General features: G+C 66.7%; 19 protein-coding genes. 10 read left to right on the forward strand and 9 right to left on the reverse strand.

Going from position 1 to position 18027, the window contains the following annotated elements; genetic code table 11:
- Window positions 1-50 precede the first annotated feature (50 nt).
- Window positions 51-1055: an o-succinylbenzoate synthase gene (locus AC1X6S_RS07490; RefSeq protein WP_483405134.1), complete on the reverse strand. Its 1005-nt coding sequence runs from the start codon at window positions 1053-1055 to the stop codon at window positions 51-53.
- A gap of 44 nt (window positions 1056-1099) precedes the next feature.
- Here AC1X6S_RS07490 and AC1X6S_RS07495 point away from each other — a divergent pair, with 44 nt between their 5' ends.
- Together AC1X6S_RS07495 and AC1X6S_RS07500 are read left to right on the forward strand one after the other, a co-directional pair.
- Window positions 1100-2005, forward strand: coding sequence for a 1,4-dihydroxy-2-naphthoyl-CoA synthase (locus AC1X6S_RS07495; protein WP_483405135.1), 906 nt, complete (start codon window positions 1100-1102; stop codon window positions 2003-2005).
- 107 nt (window positions 2006-2112) lie between these two features.
- Window positions 2113-2688, forward strand: a complete 576-nt coding sequence (locus AC1X6S_RS07500; RefSeq protein WP_483405136.1) for a DoxX family protein — start codon at window positions 2113-2115, stop codon at window positions 2686-2688.
- A 138-nt stretch (window positions 2689-2826) separates the two neighbouring features.
- Here AC1X6S_RS07500 and AC1X6S_RS07505 read toward each other — a convergent pair whose 3' ends face one another.
- Both AC1X6S_RS07505 and AC1X6S_RS07510 read right to left on the reverse strand, forming a co-directional pair.
- Complete coding sequence (locus tag AC1X6S_RS07505) at window positions 2827-3714, reverse strand: TIGR03620 family F420-dependent LLM class oxidoreductase (protein ID WP_483405137.1); 888 nt, start codon at window positions 3712-3714, stop codon at window positions 2827-2829.
- Between the two features lie 49 nt (window positions 3715-3763).
- Window positions 3764-4519 carry an SDR family NAD(P)-dependent oxidoreductase gene (locus AC1X6S_RS07510; RefSeq protein ID WP_483405138.1) on the reverse strand — a complete coding sequence of 252 codons (756 nt, stop codon included), beginning with the start codon at window positions 4517-4519 and terminating at the stop codon, window positions 3764-3766.
- A 115-nt stretch (window positions 4520-4634) separates the two neighbouring features.
- On the opposite strand from AC1X6S_RS07510, the gene AC1X6S_RS07515 reads away from it, so the two are divergent.
- On the forward strand, window positions 4635-5225 hold the full coding sequence (locus tag AC1X6S_RS07515) for a TetR/AcrR family transcriptional regulator (RefSeq protein ID WP_483405139.1): 591 nt from the start codon (window positions 4635-4637) through the stop codon (window positions 5223-5225).
- A 124-nt stretch (window positions 5226-5349) separates the two neighbouring features.
- Window positions 5350-6516: an AMP-binding protein gene (locus AC1X6S_RS07520; protein WP_483405140.1), complete on the forward strand. Its 1167-nt coding sequence runs from the start codon at window positions 5350-5352 to the stop codon at window positions 6514-6516.
- Window positions 6517-6671: 155 nt separating this feature from the next.
- On the opposite strand, the gene AC1X6S_RS07525 is transcribed toward AC1X6S_RS07520, so the two are convergent.
- Complete coding sequence (locus tag AC1X6S_RS07525) at window positions 6672-7112, reverse strand: Hsp20/alpha crystallin family protein (RefSeq protein ID WP_483405141.1); 441 nt, start codon at window positions 7110-7112, stop codon at window positions 6672-6674.
- Between the two features lie 195 nt (window positions 7113-7307).
- Between AC1X6S_RS07525 and AC1X6S_RS07530 the strand changes: the two genes are divergently transcribed.
- Window positions 7308-8291, forward strand: a complete 984-nt coding sequence (locus tag AC1X6S_RS07530) for a 1,4-dihydroxy-2-naphthoate polyprenyltransferase (RefSeq protein ID WP_483405142.1) — start codon at window positions 7308-7310, stop codon at window positions 8289-8291.
- Window position 8292: 1 nt separating this feature from the next.
- Here AC1X6S_RS07530 and AC1X6S_RS07535 read toward each other — a convergent pair whose 3' ends face one another.
- Entirely contained in the window at window positions 8293-8649 is a 357-nt protein-coding gene (locus tag AC1X6S_RS07535) for a DUF4229 domain-containing protein (RefSeq protein ID WP_483405143.1), read from the reverse strand.
- Between the two features lie 102 nt (window positions 8650-8751).
- Between AC1X6S_RS07535 and AC1X6S_RS07540 the strand changes: the two genes are divergently transcribed.
- The 3 genes from AC1X6S_RS07540 (at window position 8752) to AC1X6S_RS07550 (ending at window position 12018) form a co-directional block, all read left to right on the forward strand.
- Window positions 8752-9162 (forward strand): PLDc N-terminal domain-containing protein, encoded by a 411-nt coding sequence (locus tag AC1X6S_RS07540; protein ID WP_483405144.1) that lies wholly within the window; start codon window positions 8752-8754, stop codon window positions 9160-9162.
- Window positions 9155-10864 carry a 2-succinyl-5-enolpyruvyl-6-hydroxy-3-cyclohexene-1-carboxylic-acid synthase gene (menD, locus tag AC1X6S_RS07545; RefSeq protein WP_483405145.1) on the forward strand — a complete coding sequence of 570 codons (1710 nt, stop codon included), beginning with the start codon at window positions 9155-9157 and terminating at the stop codon, window positions 10862-10864. The genes AC1X6S_RS07540 and menD overlap by 8 nt, the downstream gene beginning before the upstream one ends.
- 74 nt (window positions 10865-10938) lie before the next feature.
- On the forward strand, window positions 10939-12018 hold the full coding sequence (locus tag AC1X6S_RS07550; RefSeq protein ID WP_483405146.1) for a PPK2 family polyphosphate kinase: 1080 nt from the start codon (window positions 10939-10941) through the stop codon (window positions 12016-12018).
- Here the strand turns inward: AC1X6S_RS07550 and AC1X6S_RS07555 are convergent.
- The gene (locus AC1X6S_RS07555) at window positions 12015-13295 is read right to left on the reverse strand and encodes an isochorismate synthase (protein ID WP_483405147.1); all 1281 of its coding nucleotides are present in this window, start codon (window positions 13293-13295) and stop codon (window positions 12015-12017) included. The two genes, AC1X6S_RS07550 and AC1X6S_RS07555, sit on opposite strands and share 4 nt — an antisense overlap.
- 129 nt (window positions 13296-13424) lie before the next feature.
- Here AC1X6S_RS07555 and AC1X6S_RS07560 point away from each other — a divergent pair, with 129 nt between their 5' ends.
- On the forward strand, window positions 13425-14132 hold the full coding sequence (locus AC1X6S_RS07560) for a demethylmenaquinone methyltransferase (RefSeq protein ID WP_483405148.1): 708 nt from the start codon (window positions 13425-13427) through the stop codon (window positions 14130-14132).
- 332 nt (window positions 14133-14464) lie between these two features.
- Here AC1X6S_RS07560 and AC1X6S_RS07565 read toward each other — a convergent pair whose 3' ends face one another.
- From AC1X6S_RS07565 to AC1X6S_RS07575, 3 genes are read right to left on the reverse strand one after another with little or no spacing between them, the layout of a single operon-like run.
- The gene (locus AC1X6S_RS07565) at window positions 14465-15247 is read right to left on the reverse strand and encodes a putative protein N(5)-glutamine methyltransferase (protein ID WP_483405149.1); all 783 of its coding nucleotides are present in this window, start codon (window positions 15245-15247) and stop codon (window positions 14465-14467) included.
- A gap of 10 nt (window positions 15248-15257) precedes the next feature.
- Entirely contained in the window at window positions 15258-15830 is a 573-nt protein-coding gene (locus AC1X6S_RS07570; RefSeq protein WP_483405150.1) for a YdeI/OmpD-associated family protein, read from the reverse strand.
- Window positions 15830-16261, reverse strand: coding sequence for a VOC family protein (locus AC1X6S_RS07575; protein ID WP_483405151.1), 432 nt, complete (start codon window positions 16259-16261; stop codon window positions 15830-15832). Before AC1X6S_RS07575 ends, AC1X6S_RS07570 begins: the two co-directional genes overlap by 1 nt.
- Window positions 16262-16454: 193 nt before the next feature.
- Between AC1X6S_RS07575 and AC1X6S_RS07580 the strand changes: the two genes are divergently transcribed.
- Window positions 16455-18014 carry an APC family permease gene (locus AC1X6S_RS07580; RefSeq protein ID WP_483405152.1) on the forward strand — a complete coding sequence of 520 codons (1560 nt, stop codon included), beginning with the start codon at window positions 16455-16457 and terminating at the stop codon, window positions 18012-18014.
- The last annotated feature ends 13 nt before the right edge of the window (window positions 18015-18027 follow it).

An 18027-nucleotide genomic window follows, 5' to 3' on the forward strand; every position in this document is an offset into this window, starting at 1 on the left:
TTCTGCAGCGCGGGCATGGATGTGCAGCGCTCGGTGGGTAGCTCCGGGGCTCAGGCCAGCGCCGCAGCCGCGTCGCCCTCCGCGAGCAGCTCGTAGCAGCGCGACACCCGCTCCAGCCACCATTCGCGGCGGGCCGGTGACGCCGCATAACCGTCGATCAGCCGCGGCGTCGGGGTGACCCTGCGCACATCGATCGATCCGCCGGATGCCTGCATCGGGGCATCCGTGACATCCGCCGACAGCAGCGACGCCGTACCGAGCCCGCAGTCGTAGTCGAGCTCGGGAATCACCGACGCGAGCCACGCCCCCATCGACAGGCCAACCGACGTGTCGAGGGCACTCGACACGACCACGGGAAGCCCGGCCTGGGCAATGATGTCGAGCGAACGACGGATGCCGCCGAGCGGCTGCGCCTTCAGCACGAGAATGTCCGCGGCACCGGCCCGCGCAACGTTGAGCGGGTCGGCGGCCTTGCGCACACTCTCGTCTGCAGCGACCGGCACTCCCATGTACTTCGTCCTGCGGCGGATTTCGACGAGCTCCGCAACCGTGGCGCAGGGCTGCTCGACATACTCGAGGTCGTACTCGGCGAGGGCGTGGATGGCGTGCTCCGCCTCGTCGATGTTCCAGCCGCCGTTTGCATCGATACGGATCCGGGCTTCCGGGCCGAGGATGTCGCGCACCGCACGCACCCGCGCGACGTCTTCGGCGAGCCCCTGGCCACGTTCGGCGACCTTGACCTTTGCCGTGCGGCATCCGTCGAACCGCTTGAGGATTCCGGCGACGCGGTCGACGTGCACCGAAGGGACCGTGGCGTTGACCTGGATGCTGGAGCGCAGCGGGGTGGGCAGGTCGCCGAACGCGAACTCGATGGCAGCCCGAAGCCAGGTGGCGCTCTCAGCGTCGTCATATTCGACGAACGGGGAGAACTCGCTCCACCCGTTCGGACCCTCGAACAGCAATGCTTCGCGTTCCTCGATGCCGCGGAACCGGGTGGCGAGGGGCAGCGCGACGACCCGCGCTGTGTCGAGGAGATCGTGGAGCTGTGGACGCATGCCTCCAGTCTGGCATCCGTTCCCGCCGTCGTTAGGCTGGAGCAATGACCGTGTCAGAAATATTCGACGAGACCCAGTGGGCGGATGTGACGGGGTTCGATTCCCTCACTGACGTGACCTATCACCACGACACGACGGGCCGCATCGCTCGTATCGCGTTCAACCGGCCAGAGGTGCGCAATGCGTTCCGGCCACACACGGTCGACGAGCTTTACCGGGTGCTCGAGGATGCGCGCACCAACTCACGAATCGGTGTCGTGCTGCTCACCGGAAACGGTCCGAGCCCGAAGGACGGCGGCTGGGCGTTCTGCTCCGGCGGCGACCAGCGCATTCGTGGCCGCGACGGCTACAAGTACTCGGACACCGACTCGGCCGGGGGAGTCGACCCCGCGCGCGGCGGGCGCCTGCACATTCTCGAGGTCCAGCGTCTGATCCGGTTCATGCCGAAGGTCGTCATCGCTGTCGTTCCCGGTTGGGCTGCCGGCGGCGGCCACTCGCTTCACGTGGTCTGCGACCTCACGATTGCCAGTCGTGAGCACGGCAAGTTCAAGCAGACGGATGCCGATGTCGGCTCCTTCGACGCCGGTTACGGAAGCGCGTACTTCGCCCGCCAGATCGGCCAGAAGTTCGCCCGTGAGATCTTCTTCCTCGCCGAGGAGTACTCGGCAGAGCGCGCCTACCAGATGGGCGCGGTCAATGCCGTCGTTCCACACGAGGAGCTCGAATCAACTGCGCTCGACTGGGCGCGTACGATCCTCGGGAAGTCGCCGACAGCCATCCGGATGCTCAAGTTCGCGTTCAACGCGGTCGATGACGGCATGGTCGGTCAGCAGGTGTTCGCCGGTGAGGCAACGAGGCTTGCGTACGGAACCGACGAAGCCGTTGAGGGCCGCGACTCGTTCCTCGAGAAGAGGGAGCCGGACTGGGGGCCTTACCCCTGGCAATACTGACGGCTCGGCCCGGGGTCTTTAGTCTCCTGACGGGGCGGTCGCTGACGCGCATACTGTGCGGAAGGGCCGCTCGGTCCGCGTCCACACGACGAGCACAGGAGGACGAAATGACCGCTAGACCCGCCCAGTCACACAGTGACGACGTCAGAGAAATTCCGGTTAACGGCCGCGGCGATATCCTCACTCGAACCGCTCGCCGCTGGCTCGCCGTTCTCAGGCTCGCCCTCGGTTTCCTCTTCCTCTGGGCTTTCCTCGACAAGACCTTCGGACTCGGCTTTTCGACCCCGTCTGAGCGCGCCTGGATCAACGGAGGAGCGCCAAGCCAGGGTTTCCTCAAGAGCGATGCGGTCCGCGGGCCGCTGAAGGACTTCTTCGGCAGCATCGCCAGCCCGTTGACCGACTGGCTGTTCATGCTCGCGATGCTCGGACTCGGTGTTGCCCTGATGCTCGGCATCGGCTTGCGCGTGAGCGCCGTCGTCTGCACCTTTGTGATGATCCTCATGTACCTGGCTGAGTGGCCGTTCACGCCCAACTCCGGGTCCACCAACCCCCTCGTGGATTACCACATCATCTACGCACTGGCCAGCATCGTGATCGCCGCAACCTATGCTGGCGACACCTGGGGCGCCGGCCGCCCGTGGAGGCACCTGGGGATCGTGCGCAAGAACCCCTGGCTGATCTAGCACTGCCCGTTACCACGAAGGGCGAACGGATGCCGATCCGTTCGCCCTTCGTCTGTGCGGGCATCACGCACGGCGAGCAGGACGCTGACACGCCTCGTTGTGGTGCCATCCCGGCGCCTGGGGGCGTAATCGGAGCTGCTAGGCGGAGATGAGGGAGGCAAGCTCCGCCCACTCGGCGCGCGGCAGCCTCCGTTGTCCCGTCAGCACGTGCAGCGCGAGGTGGTCGGCCCCGGCGGCGATGTGCTCGTCGATGCGGCGGCGCACATCGTCCAGTGACCCCCAGGCGACAACGCGGTCGATGAGCCCGTCGCTGCCGCCGGGCACGAGGTCGTCGTCGCTAAAGCCGAGGCGCCGGAGGTTCGCCTGGTAGCTGGGGAACCCGATGAACATGCCGATGCCGGCTCGTGCTATCTGGCGGGCCTTCGCAGGATCAGTTTCGAGCACGACCGCCAAGTGGGGCGCGATCAGCCTGCTCTCGCCGAGAAGGGAGCGGTTTACGATGTTCGACTCGGGGGTGACGAGGAATGGGTGAACCCCCGCGCCTCGCCGCCCCGCGAGCTCGACCATCCGCGGGCCGAGTGCTCCAAGGATGCGGTCGTTCGCCGTCAGTGGCGGCGTGGCCTGGTCGAGGCGGTCCAGGTACTGGTTCATCGCGCCGATCGGGGTGCCGAAGGGCTTGCCAACGGCGGCAGCGTTCTGCGGACTGCTGACGCCGAACCCGGCGAGCAGCCGGTCGCCGTGTTGCCCGGTGATGCGTGCGAATTCGTTGGGTGCGGCATCGGCGTCCGGCCCCCAGATACTCGCGACGCCGAGCGCGACGCTCAGCCGGCTGGTCGCCGCGAGCAGATCGCTGGCGCTCCGCCAGATTCCCGGTCCACCGGCGCCGGCAAGCCAGAGAGCTCCCCAGCCTGCGTCGTCGAGCTCGGCGGCGGCGTCGCCAGCCGCGGAGGGATCGGCTCCGCGCAGTTCGAGGCTCCAAACTCCGAGCCGTCCAATGTCGGCGTGGGCCGACCTCTCCGTAGTCATCTCGCGTGTCCTTTCGTATGTGTGCGATTCAGTCGTTCGGGGCTGGGACTCAGGCGGTCCAGCCGCCGTCGATGGTCACCGTTGAGCCGGTCATGTAGGCCGCTTGGTCGCTGGCGATCCACGCCACGAGTGGTCCGACTTCCTCGACGGTGCCGAAGCGGCCCACGGCAGTCAGGCCGGCGAGGAACTCACCCGCGGGACCGCCCGCGGGGTTGCCCTCGGTGTCGATCGGGCCGGGCTGGATGATGTTCGCGGTGATCTTGCGTGAGGCGAGGTCACGGGCGAGGCCCTTGGTGAACGCCACGAGGGCAGCCTTGGTCATGCCATAGATCGCCCCGCCGGGGAACGGCAGGCTCTCGGCAGTGACGCTGCCGATCGTGATGATGCGGCCGCCGACGGGCAGGTGCTTGATCGCCTCCTGCGTCGCGTAGACGGTGCCCCGGATGTTGATGTTGACCGTGTGATCGATGTGCTCGTCGGACGCGTCCTGGAACGGCTCAAACCACCCGGCGCCCGCGCTGTTCACCAGGATGTCGAGCGAGCCCAGCTTCTCAGCCGCCTCACGCACGCCCGCGCGGGCGCCATCCGCGGTGGAGTTGTCCGCGCGGATCGCGACCGCCTCGCCGCCGGCGTCCTGGATCGCCGTGACGACCTGCTCAGCCCGCTCCGGCGACGACCAGTAGGTGATGGCGACCCTTGCGCCCTGTGCCGCGAGCTCGGTCGCCAGTCCTGCGCCGATGCCGCGGGACGCTCCCGTGACCAGGGCTGTCTTGCCTGCGAGGGGACGAGTAGTGGTGGTGGTCATGCTGACTCCTTCGATTTGTGTTCGGTACAGTACAGAATCACGATGCACCCGCCGGTATTCCTCGAAGCGGTAAAATTGTTCGATCGGGTACAGAATGAAGGACCGGAGGCGCAACATGGCGGAGCGAGGCCGACCACGTGAGTTCGAGCTCGACGTGGCGCTGGACGCGGCAATCGAGGTGTTCTGGCGGCAGGGGTATGAGGGCACCACGCTCGACGACCTGACGAGGGCCATCGGGATCAACCGGCCGAGCCTCTATGCGGCGTTCGGGAACAAGGAAGAGACCTTCAGGCGGGCTATCGCGCGCTACGCCAAGGTCGACATGGCCTATGTCGACGAGGCGCTCGCCATGCCAACGGCCCGTGCCGTCGCCGAGCACTATGTGCACAGCAATGTGCTGGCGATTACCGATCCGTCCAAGCCGCCCGGTTGCCTCTCGATCCAGGGTGGACTTGCCGGTGCCCCGACCGATCAACGGGTCGTCGACTTCCTCAACTCCAGCCGGGCCGCCGGCGAAGCGCGCTTCGCCGAACGCTTCGCACGCGCGATCCGTGAGGGGGACCTGTCGGACGCCGAAGACCCGGCAGAGCTCGCGAAGTATCTCAGCACCGTCACCAGCGGGCTCGCTGTCCAAGCCGCTGGAGGCGCCGAGCGCCCCGCCCTTGCGAGAGTCGCCGAACGAGCGCTCCGAGCCTTTCCGGGATGACCAGCCCCGCGCCACAGCCGAGGTTACGAAATCCGCCACGGCGCTGCCTCCTCTCAGGCTGCTCTCCGCGGCCAGGCATCCGAAGCTCCTGACACGGTCGTTGCCACCCGCATACACTGAAACCATGACGAGGCCACTCACCCGGGTGTCTGCCACCGACCCGCTCGAGCTGATGGTCGAGCTCCGGCGCGCACTCGACAGGTCGGGCCCGGCCATCACTCCCGTTCCTGGTGCCGACGATGGCGCAGATACGACAGTGCCGACGGATGAAGAGGTGTCACAACCTGTCGGAGTAGTCATCGAGACCTCTGGCTCGACCGGGGTGCCCAAGCGGGTTGCCCTTGGCTGTGATGCCCTGCTCGCGAGTGCCGCAGCGTCGGCAACGGTCCTCGATGGCCAGGGCCAGTGGCTCCTCGCTCTGCCGGCTCACTACATCGCGGGGATCCAGGTTCTCGTCCGCTCGATCGCCGCGGGAACCACCCCCATCGCTTTGCCCCAGGGGCGCTTCGATCCGGCCGCGTTCGCCGACGCATCGAAGCGTCTCACCGCTGAACGCCGGTTCACCTCCCTCGTGCCGCTTCAGCTCTCGCGCCTGCTGGAATCCAGGGCCGGGCTTCTCGCTCTTCGGCGATTCGACGGCATCCTCATCGGTGGCCAGGCGATGCCGCTCCCGCTTCTCGCGCGCGTTGAACAGCTGGGCCTTCCGATCTATCGCACCTACGGATCGAGCGAGACCTCTGGTGGCTGCGTCTACAACGGGGTCCCGCTTCCCGGTGTGCGCGTCCGGGTGGTCAACGGTGAGGTCGAGCTGGCGGGCCCGATGCTCGCGGAAGGGTATCTCGGCGACGACGCGCTCACCCAACGAACTTTTGTTGTCGATGACGGTCTGCGCTGGTATCGCACCGGTGACCTCGGCGAATTCGAGGACGGCGTCCTCCGGGTGACCGGGCGTGCCGACAACGTCATCATTTCCGGCGGCGTGAACGTCTCCCTCGACCGGGTCGAACGCGTGGTCCGGGGAATTCCCGACCTGGCGGAATCTGTGGTCGTTCCCGTGGCGGACGACCGGTGGGGAGAGGTTCCCGTCGTCGTCACGGTCGGACGGCATCCCGAACTGTCTGACATTGCGGATGCTGTCGCGGTCGCGCTGGGCAAACCGGCCAGGCCAGCGCACGTCGTCCGTCTCGACTCGATGCCAACCCTGCCGTCCGGTAAACCCGACCGGCTCGCGATCGTCGCGATCGTTGCGGTCACGCTCGGTTCTGAGGACGCGCAGACCGCCGAGCCGTAGTCCGCCCGCCACGTCCGCCCCCCCCAATCGGTTACCTCCGTCCGACCGCCTGGGCTGACCGGGTAAGCGAAAAGGCCGGGGCATGACGCCCCAGCCTTTCGCTTCTGCTCACTTCGGCAGCCGACGGTTCAGCAGATCCCGCCGGAGTCAGCCGCTCAGGAGCCGCTGCCCGACTCGGAAACCTGGAGCGTGTCCTGCGGCTCGTTGGCGAGCGAGACCTCGATCTTGCGTGGCTTGGCCCGCTCCGAAACAGGGATCAACACCCGCAACACGCCGTTGGTGTAGTTCGCCTCAATACGCTCGGTGTCGATGCCCTGACCGAGGTTGAGTTGCCGCAGGAAGGTACCGGTCATCCGCTCTCGTGCCAGCCACTTCACGCCCTCGCCCGTGCTCAGGGTGCGCTCCGCGCGGATCGTCAGCAACTGGCCGTCAACATCGATGTCGACGGACCCCGGGTCGATGCCTGGGAGATCGGCCTCGAGTACGTATCTCTCGCCCTCGCGATACAGATCGACGGGCATCAGGCGCGGTCCGTGCCTGAGCAGGGAATCGGTCACACGGTCGAGTTCACGGAAGGGGTCGAAGTTCAGTGCCATAAGAAAGTTTCTCCTTTGCTTCACTGGGTTAAACAGGTACTGATCGTGAAGTTGAGTCGGTCAGACTCAAGTTCTGGCAGACATGCTAGCACCGGTGGCGAAAAATCAAAATGACGGCGCTCGCGTACTGTGGCGCGCAACAAAACCCGTCACGTCGTAGCTGTAAACTCCTTCCGGACAGAGGGAGGTTGCCAGGTGGCAGCTAAGCAGCAGAGACTCACGCCGCCCACGGCACCGGCAGCATCGAAGCGAAAGGGCAAGAGCGGGAACCCCGCGGCACGTGTGTACGCCGATGTTCGCCCGGCCCGGTTCAGCGACTGGGTCGCCGGAGCGCGCATCCCGACCCTGCCGATGTCGGTCTCCCCGGTGCTCGTCGGCACCGGCGCGGCGATCGCGGCGAGCGACCCGGGTGAGTACCACTGGGTGCGTGCGCTGCTCTGCCTCGTCATCGCGGTGAGCCTCCAGATCGCGGTCAACTACGCGAATGACTACTCAGACGGCATCAGGGGTACCGACCGCGACCGTGTCGGTCCGTTCCGTCTCGTTGGCAGCGGCAAGGCGACGCCTAAGGCCGTGCTCACCGCTGCACTGATCTTCTTCGGCATCGCGGCTGTTGCTGGCCTGATTCTCACCGTTCTCACCCAGCTGTGGTGGCTGATCGCCGTCGGCGCCGTCGCAATAGTCGCTGCCTGGTTCTACACAGGCGGCAAGCGCCCGTACGGATATCTGGCGCTCGGTGAGCTCTTCGTTTTCATCTTCTTCGGTCTCGTGGCCACACTCGGCACCACCTACGCGCAGGTCATGGACCTCACCCAGGAGGCATGGCTCGGAGCGGTCGGCGTCGGTCTCATTTCCGTTGCGACGCTCATCGTCAACAACATCCGTGACATCGAGCAGGACCGCGTCGCAGGCAAACGCACCCTGACGACGTTCCTCGGAACGATCCCCAGCCGCATCCTGTACATCGTGTGCCTGCTGGTTCCGTTCGGCATCGCCGTCTGGATCGCGCTGCTTTACCCGATCGCCTGGTTCGCGCTCTTCGCACTTCTCGCTGCGCTCCCCGCGGCGATCATCGTCGCAACGGCGCGGACGGCCAGGGAGTACATCCTCGCGCTGAAGCTGACCGGACTCACCCAGCTGCTCTACGGCATCGCGCTGTTCTGGGCGTTCTGGAAGTAGCTCAGCGCTCGGTTGGTGAGCGGGACTCGTCTGTGTTCCGCTCATTCACCGTGTCCTCGGCATCCACCGTGTGCTCGGTGTCGACCGTGCCATCGGCGTGCGCTACGTGCGCGGTGTCTTCCGCGTCTTCGTCGGCGGTGACCGGCGTGCGGTTGCCGTGGCGGCGGTCGTACAGTTCTGCCGCGACCTGCTCGCGCGGCTGCCTGAGGAAGATGTACGACAGGCTCAGCCCGATGATCGCGGCGAGCACCGTCGCGACCCACGGCTCGAAGCCCAGGAAGAGAAGCAGGGCAAGGGGAACCGCGAAAGCGAGCAGGCGGAGCACCGTGTAGGTCACAACGGGGGGAATGCGTTTCACGGGATCAAGTGTATGCGCGCCAGTCTGGGAGGACGCTCGCCGGTGCAGCGTCCGTGATCCCCTCCCCGGGGTAATTCACAGAATGAAGACTACGATGAAGGTATGCGTTGGCTCGTGATTCTCCTCGTTGTGGTGGTAGTCGCAACGATCTTCGCCGTGATCGATTGCGCCATGATGGCGAGGGAGAGAGTGCGGGGCCTGTCCAAGCCCGTTTGGCTCGTCGTGATCGTGTTGTTGCCGGTTCTCGGCCTCATCCTGTGGTTCACGATCGGTCGCGCGAGGGTCACCCAGGTCGCCCGCCCGCGGCTCGCTCCAGACGACGACCCCGCCTTCATCGGCACCCTCGGCCGCGATAAGGAGCAGGACGAACGCATCCGGCGGCTTGAAGAAGAACTCGCCGCCCTCGACTCGGACGCCGCAGAGCCCGACGAACCGGGTAAGGCCAAGCCCACGCCGGACAAGCACCCGGACCCCAAGCAGGAGCCTGACGACACGGGCAGGGCGGATGCCTGACGCCAGTCCGGCAACCGATTACTCGCTCGCACTTCTCGAGGAATGCATTCGGCAGGGTGTCACCGACATCGTCGTTTGCCCCGGTTCACGCTCGCAGGCCCTCGCCCTCGCGGCCGCGGCGCTTGAGCGGTCGGGCGAGATCCGCCTCCACGTCCGGATCGATGAGCGGGTGGCCGGCTTCTTCGCCCTCGGCCTGTCGATCGAAACCGGCAACCCCGCCATCGTCATCGTCACGAGTGGCACCGCGGTAGCCAACCTGCATCCGGCCGTTCTTGAGGCACATTCCTCCGACGTACCCCTCATCCTCATCACCGCGGATCGACCGCTCGAACTCCGTGGCATCCGGTCGAACCAGACCACACACCAGGTCGGCATCTTCGGTGAGGCCGCCCGTTTCGCCCGTGACATAGCCGCGCCGACAGGTGCGAGCGGCGAGCGGGAGGCGGCGCGGGCGATCGCGAGACTCGCGGTCGACGCTGCGCTCGGCAGCGGGCGTTCGAGCGCGGGTCCCGTGCATCTCAACCTCCCACTGCGCGAGCCGTTGTCGCGTCCCATCCCGGATCGCGTGGCCATTTCGCCGGTCGAGAGCGCCGCGGATGCTGTGGCTCACGATTTACCGGACGTCTCGCGTATCACCAGGCCGGGCATTCTGCTTGACCGCTCGAAGCGAACAGTCGTGATCGCCGGCCACGGTGCCGGCCCACAGGCCGAAGCGCTCGCTCACGCCGGCGGCTGGCCGCTGATTGCTGAGGTTTCGAGTGGAGCCCGGTTCGGGCGCAATGTGATTGTCGCGTATCGCGAACTCCTCGCCGACGCGGAGCTCGGCGGCCGGGTCGAACGGGCCATCGTGTTCGGCCATCCGACGCTCAGCAGACAGGTGCCAGCGTTGCTCTCGACCGACGGCGTTGAGGTCATCGTCGTCGCGCCAACGGGCGATGAGGTCTACAACCCGGGTCGCCGCGCCGCGCACGTCGTCGGCGCCGCGAGCGTGGTCGACGGAAGCGTCGATCGCGCCTGGCTCGGCTCCTGGATCATGGCATCCCGCGCGCTCGTCGACGCGGCATCCACCGACGTCGCTCCTGACCTCGAGGCCGCTCACTCGCACGACCCCGCCACCAGGCTCGCGTACGTGAAGACAGAGTTCGGTGCGATCCGGGCACCTATCGACCGGCGCTCCCTCGCCCTTGCTGTCTGGGGCGCGACGTGGCCGCACGACAGGCTCGTGCTGGGGGCGTCCCGGCTCATCCGTGACGTCGATGCCGCGGTCCCTGGCAAGAAGATATCCGTGCACTCGAACCGTGGGCTCGCCGGCATTGACGGAACCGTGTCGACCTCGCTGGGCATCGCCAGCGCCAGTCAGCACGCGGGTTCCGGCGTTACCCGGGTGCTCCTCGGCGACCTGACGTTCCTGCACGACGCCGGCGCGCTGCTGACGGCTGCCGGCGAACGGATGCCACGAATCCAGGTGATTGTCGGTAACGACGGGGGCGGCACCATCTTCGACGGGCTCGAGGTCGCGCAGGCGGCCGACCGTGACGCGGTCGATCGGGTGCTGTACACGCCCCAGTCGGTGAACCTCGAAGCCCTCGCAACGGCGTACGGCTGGAAATACGTCAGGGCGACCACGCGCTCCGCGCTTGACCAGGCGCTGACCGCGCCGACGGCATCCGGCACGCTGATCGAGGTGCCGCTCGAGCGCTGACGGCCAGGCGCAACATTGACCGAGCATTGGGCCAGCACTTGAGCCGGACGGCCGTGAGGGACCACACTGTCGGGATGGCCAAGAAGAAGAAGTCAGCGGAGACGAAGTCAGCGGAAAAGAAGTCCGAGAAGAAATCGGCGAAGAAGTCCGCGGAAAAACTGGCGGAGAAGCTGGCCGCGAAGAAGTCAGCGGCGACGGTGGCGGCGAAGGCAGCGGAGAAGTCGGCGGCGAAGCTGGGCAAGGACAGCCCGGAATCTGCGTGGCGGTCAAGCCCTGCCCCGCTTCTGCGGGTCAGTGACAGCTTCGTGCTCGCTGACGTCGACCCGGGATCGACCCCCGGCTTCTCCGGCGGCAAGCGGGAGGGACGCCAGGCGCTCGCCACTGATGCGGTAGAGCTGAGCGCCATCCAGGAGCGGCTGTTCGCTTCCTCGAAGGGCGGCGCGCCGGATGCCGTTCTCCTCGTTCTGCAGGCAATGGACACGGCGGGCAAGGGCGGGATCGTTCGCCACGTCGTTGGTTCCGTCGACCCGCAGGGCGTGACACTTACCGCTTTCAAGGCGCCGACGCGGGCAGAGCGCAGGCACGATTTCCTCTGGCGAATCGAGAGGCGGGTTCCCGAGCCCGGCTTCATCGGAGTGTTCGACAGGTCGCACTACGAAGACGTCCTCATCGGCTCGGTTCGGAAGCTCGCGAGCGAGGAGGAGATCGAACGTCGTTACGACGCCATCCTCGACTTCGAATCGCGCCTCATCGACCGACACGTGCGCATCGTGAAGGTGATGCTCCAGATCAGCCCGGATGAGCAGAAGCGCCGCCTGGCTGAGCGGCTGGATCGCCCGGACAAGCACTGGAAGTTCAACCCGGCAGACATCGACGAGAGAGAAGTCTGGCCCGACTACCAGGCGGCGTATCAGCGCGTGCTCGAGCGGACGTCGACCGAGCACGCCCCGTGGTTCGTCGTGCCGGCCAACCACAAGTGGTACGCGCGCGCCGCCGTACAGCGACTGTTGCTCGACGCTCTCACGGACATCGACCCGCAGTGGCCCGCCGCCGACTTCGACGTGGACGAGCAGAAGGCGCGGCTCGCGGCGTCCACGCTGGAACCGGCATCCGCTCTGCCAACGCGCTCGAAGTCGAAGGTGACCCCGCTCTAGGCGAACGCGTCGAGGATGGGCCGGAACTTCATTGCGGTCTCGGCGAGTTCCTTCTCGGGGTCAGAGTCGGCGACGATGCCGCAGCCGGCATATGCCGTGACATCTCCGTTCGGCTCGACCTGGGCCGACCGCAGGGCGATCGCCCACTCGCCGTCTCCGTCGGCGCCGACCCAGCCGACCGGCCCGGCATACCGGCCGCGGTCGAACGGTTCGAGTTCGTCGATGAGTGCCGTCGCCGTCGCGGTCGGTGCTCCGGCCACGGCGGCGGTGGGGTGCATGGCGTCGATCAGGTCGAGGGAGGTGGCGTCGTCGGTCAGTGTGCCTTCGACGTCCGTGGCGAGGTGCCACAGGTTCGGCAGCTTGAGGGCGAAGGGCGTCTCACTGGTGATCACGTGGGCGGTGTGCGACCGGAGCGACTCGAGCACGCTCTGAACGGCGAACCGGTGTTCGTCCTGGTCCTTCGTGCTCGACACGAGCTCGGTGGCCGCGCGGGTGTCGCTCGCGGCGTCGATCCCGCGGGAGGCCGTGCCGGCGAGCACGCGCGCGGTGACCGATCCGTGCGACACGGTGACGAGGGTCTCCGGACTCGAGCCGATGAGCCCATCGACCGAGTATGTCCAGCAATTGGGATAGCCGAGCGCGAGGTCGGCGAGCACACGGCGGAGGTCGGCACCCGCGGGCAGGTGACCCCTGAGATCCCGCGACAGCACCACCTTGTCGACGTCGCCGGAAACGATATGTCCGACAGCCTCGGCGACGTGGGCCTTGAACCCGTCGGCGCTCTCCGCTCCCGGCGTCAGGCTGAGCCGGTACTCAGTGCCGAACGGGGTTGGGCGAGGGGCGGATGCCGTCGGCGCGGCGTCAGAGACTGCGTCCGGATCCGAGACGGTGATCTGCGTCAGCCAGCTCTGGCCGTCGCGGCGGCCGATGATCGTACGGGGCACGATGAGCGCGCTGGACTTCTCGGAAGAGGCGGAAAACGCGAACGTGCCGAACGCGACCAGGCCGCTGCCCGGCATCCGTACCTCGTCGATAACGTCAGCAGCGGCGGCGACCTCTCGCCAGAGCACCGCGGCGTCGCTCATGCGGGTTGGCCCCGCGAATTCGAGCCGGAGTGCCTCGCCGATGCCGACGATGCCGTTGCCCTGTCGTACCCACAGCAAGGGGGCATGGGGGTCGGCGAGGGGGAGGAGTGAGCGGACGTCGTCGACCTTATGGGTCCTGACGGTGAGGTGCCGCACACGCGGATGCGGAGCGATTGTGCCGGGTTGAATCACGTCTCAAGCCTACGCCTCGACGGTGCCCTCCCAGCCGGTTGTCGCCGTCTGCTCAGCGGGCTTTGAGGCGGCAGCGACCCGGTACCCGCCTGTCCGGATCATCCATCCCTCGCGACGTATGCTTGGGGGATGAACAAGGCAGATCTCTCCAAGCAGCCATCGCAGGTATCGGCCATGTTCGACCAGGTTTCCACGCACTATGACCGGACGAACGCGGTGATGAGCGTCGGCAACGACATGCTCTGGCGAGTGGCCACGACCCGTGCCGTCGACCCGCACCCCGGCGACCGCATTCTCGACCTGGCTGCCGGAACCGGCACCTCCAGTGCCTCGCTCGCGAAGTCGGGCGCAACAGTGGTTGCCGCCGACTTCTCACCCGGCATGATCGAGGTTGGCCGCAAGAAGTACGGTCGCGTGCGCAACATGCAGTTCGTCGAAGCGGATGCCACTGACCTCCCGTTCGGCGACAACGAGTTCGACGCAACGACGATCTCGTTCGGTCTCCGCAACGTCGTCGAGCCGAAGAAGGCAATTGCCGAGATGTTCCGGGTGACGAAGCCAGGTGGCCGCATCGTCATCTGTGAGTTCTCGACCCCGCCGAACCCGGTGATGAAGGGCCTGTACGACTTCTACCTCGAGCGGGTGACGCCGGTGATGGTGAAGTTCTCGAGCTCCAACCCCGACGCATACGACTACCTCAACGACTCAATCAAGGCTTGGCCGAAGCAGGCCGAACTCGCGTCGTGGATGCGGGGCGCCGGCTGGACCGAGGTTCAGTACCGCAACCTCACCGGCGGGATCGTCGCCCTCCACCGCGGTACGAAGCCCCGCGCTTAGTCGCCACTCGAACTGCCCGACGTGCCTCCGCGCCTCGGGTGTGCTTCGGGAGGTAAATACCCGGGTCGGAGAACGGACGTGCCGTGGACCCGGCGATTCTCCGCCCGGGGCGACAGTGCCGCGCGCGGCCCGGTCGGGTTCGCGGCCGTGGCGGTGGGCGACAGCCGAGCGTGCGGCCCGGCGTGTTGGCGTCAGGTTGCGACTCCTCGGGTGTGTTTCGGGAGGTAAATGCCCGGGTCGGGGCACGGATGTGCCATGGACCCGGCGATTCTCCGCCCGGGGCGACAGTGCCGCGCGCGGCCCGAGCACGCAGCCGAGGGTGCCGCGCGCGATCACCTCGTGCCCGTGACGACCGTCGCGCCGAACTCGCTCGAGCGCTCGATCCTGGCGTCCAAGCCGGCATCCGCGACGATCCGGGCGGTCCGGTCGGCCTGACGTTCGCTCGTCTCGATCAGGAGGTGCCCGCCCGCGCGCAACCAGGCGGGCGCCTCAGCACTGATCCGCCGGTGAAGGTCAAGCCCGTCGGGGCCGCCATCGAGGGTCGCGAGTGTCTCGTGCAGTCGTGCCTCCCGCGGCATCATCGTGATCTCCGCGGTCGGCACATAGGGTGCATTCGCGACCACAAGATCGACCCGCCCGCGCAGGTCGGCAGGCAGCGACGAGAAGAGATCGCCCTCCACGACGGTGCCGGCGACATTCGCGCGGGCACACGCAACAGCAGTCGGATCGATGTCGGTCGACCACAATTCGATCGCGGGGAACCGGGCCATCAACGCCGCTCCGATGGCGCCCGACCCGCAGCAGACATCGATGACGAGCGGATGCCCGCGCTGCGTGGTGAGGAACGCCGCGCGGTCGACGAGAAACTCGGTGCGCCGGCGAGGCACGAAGACCCCGGGTCGAACCCGAACGCGTAGTCCGCAGAACTCGGCCCAGCCGACGATGTACTCGAGCGGTTCGCCCGCGGACCGACGGCCGACCAGCAGGTCGAGCTCCGATGCATCCGCCGCGGCCTCGATCAGGAGCCGGGCCTCGTCCTCGGCGAACACCGAGCCGGTACTCCTGAGCCGTCCGGCTACCCCGAATACCAGGGTGGCATCCTGCGCCCCCCTCACGCCTGCCCACTCACGAAAGCGTCTCGCCGCGCGCGAGCTGCTCGACGAACGCCTCGATCCGCCGCGCACGGGTCTCCGGCCGTTTTGCCTCCTGGATCCGGTAGTAGACCATGAAACGGTTCTGGCTGTTGAGCGAGGCGAAGAACTCAGCGGCGGCCGGGTTCTTTTCGAGGGCGGCGAGGAAGTCGGGGTGCGGCTCCGCCGTCTTCGGTCCCTCGTATGCCCGATCCCATCTCCCGTCGGCGCGGGCACGTTCGACCTCCGCGATGCCACGGGGCGTCATCCGCCCCTCGGCGATCATGGCCTCGGCGAAGCGTACGTTGCGCATCGACCAGGGACTTCGGGATCGTCTCGGGGTGAAGCGCTGGACATAGGTTGCGTCGTCAACGCGGCGGGCCTGCCCATCGATCCAGCCGTAGGCGAGCGCGATATCGAGCGCCTCGGCGTAGGTGATCGTGGTTTGCCCCGATCCTTTCTTCGCCATCACGAGCCAGACGCCCGGTGACGTGTCCTGTTCGACCTCAATCCAGGCGCGAAACTCATCGGGTCCGTCGAAACGCCGCGTCTCCTGCTCCGCGGCCATTACTCGCCCAGCATCCCGCCCGTGCGGAACTCGAGGATCTGGAGATAGTGCGGGTTGTACATCACGCCGAGGATGTTGCCGAACGGATCGACGACGGATGCCGTCACAAAACCCGCTTCCCGCTTCGTGATCGCTTCATGCTCGGTCGCGCCGAGGGCGAGCAGGCGGTCAAGCGCCTGCTCAACATCGTCGACGTGCCAGAAGACGATGGCGCCACCCGGATCGGTCGCCGTCGGGTGCGGTGAGTATCGACGATCGATGATCCCGAGTTCGTGTTCGTAGTCACCGATCCGGTATTCGATGTACGCGGCAGGTCCGCTTTCGGGACGCACAAAGTAAGGCGCGATCCCCAGCAGTTCGGTGTACCACTTCCTGGCCGCATCGATGTCGTCGGCGAAAAAGCTGACAGTGGCCAGGCCACTCAAGAACATGATTGCTCCGTTTCCGGCGCACATACGAATAACGCCTGAACGGTCCTATAGTGACGCGAGCGCGTGGCATCCGTCCAGCCCTCAGCTCCCGGATCACGAACGCGATGACACCGGCTCAGGCGAAGCCACACTCGCCTGGCCACCCGTCACACCGGCATTGACATCCGAATCTGTCCAGCAGTACCTTTCGCTCATGACAACGCGGTCGACGGATGCTTCGCGCCCGTCAGCTTCCAGCGGCGGAGGGAAGGGCCTCGCAGCCGGGGCTCTCGGCCTCTGGGGGTCAGTGGTCATCGGGCTGGCGTCGACGGCGCCCGTCTACTCGCTCGTCGCGACCCTCGGGTTCGTGGTGCTTGCCGTCGGGGCACAGGCACCGATCGCCTTCATCGTCGCGTTCATCCCCATGCTGTTCATCGCGTTTGCCTACCGCGAACTCAACCGCGCGGTTCCCGACTGCGGCACGACCTTCACCTGGGGAACGAAGGCATTCGGCCCGTTCGTTGGCTGGATGGGCGGCTGGGGAGTTGCCGTCGCTGGGATGGTTGTCCTCGCCAACCTCGCGCAGGTCGGTGGGCAATACCTCTGGCTGCTCGTCGGTGACGGGTCGCTCGCGTCGAACGCCGCAGTGGTCACCGCGACCGGGGTCGTGTTCATCGCACTCATGACGTGGGTGAGCTATCGCGGTATCCAGGTGGGCGAACGGGTGCAGAACGTCCTCCTGGCCGTGCAGTACCTGGCACTCGCCCTGTTCGTCATCGTCGCGTTCGTTCGGGTTGCATCGGGAGACGCGCCCAACCCAACGCCCGTCTCACTCGACTGGTTCAACCCGTTCGCGTTCGCCGACTACTCGGGGTTCATCGAGGCGGTGCTGCTTGCCCTGTTCATCTACTGGGGCTGGGACACCTGCCTCGCCCTCAACGAGGAGACAAAGGACCCGAAGCGCATTCCCGGCCGGGCTGCCGTCGTCACGACGGCGATCCTCCTCGTGACCTACGTCTCGGTGACCGTCGCCGCGATGTCGTACGCCGGCCTGGGAACGGATGGAACGGGACTCGCCAACGAAGACAACGCCAACGACGTCTTCCTGGCGCTCAAGGACCTGATCCTGGGGCCATGGGCCTGGATCCTCGTCGTCGCGGTGCTGGTCTCGGCGGTGTCGTCGACGCAGACCACGATTCTGCCGACCGCGCGCGGCACCCTCGCGATGGCCGCGTACCGGGCGCTGCCCAGGCGGTTCGCGAATGTGCACCCGAAGCACCAGACACCGTCATTCTCGACCCTTGTCATGGGGATCGTCGCGATCGTCTACTACGTGGGCATGACCTTTATCTCGGAAAACATCCTCGCCGATTCGATCCTCTCGCTCGGCCTCGCCATCGCGTTCTACTACGGAATCACGGGCCTCGCGTGCGTCTGGTACTTCCGCCGGGAACTCTTCACCTCGCCGCGCAACTTCTTCTTCAAGGGCCTGTTTCCACTTCTCGGCGGGCTGATGCTCGGTTATGCGTTCATCCAGAGTTGTATCGACATGTACGACGTGGATTACGGCTACACGATCATCTTCGGCATCGGAGGCACCTTCGTCGTTGGAGTCGGTGCGCTCGCGCTCGGTGTCGTCCTCATGCTCCTGTGGTGGGTGTTCCCCCGGTCGAAGCCGTTCTTCCGTGGCGAGACTCTCAACCGCGACACCGAGGTGCTCGTCCCGGACAGCCCCGACGAGTACGGCCGTTCGGTCGACGGCGGCCTGACGTGACCGGCCGGACCGA

Source organism: Mycetocola sp. Y442 (assembly GCF_056898615.1).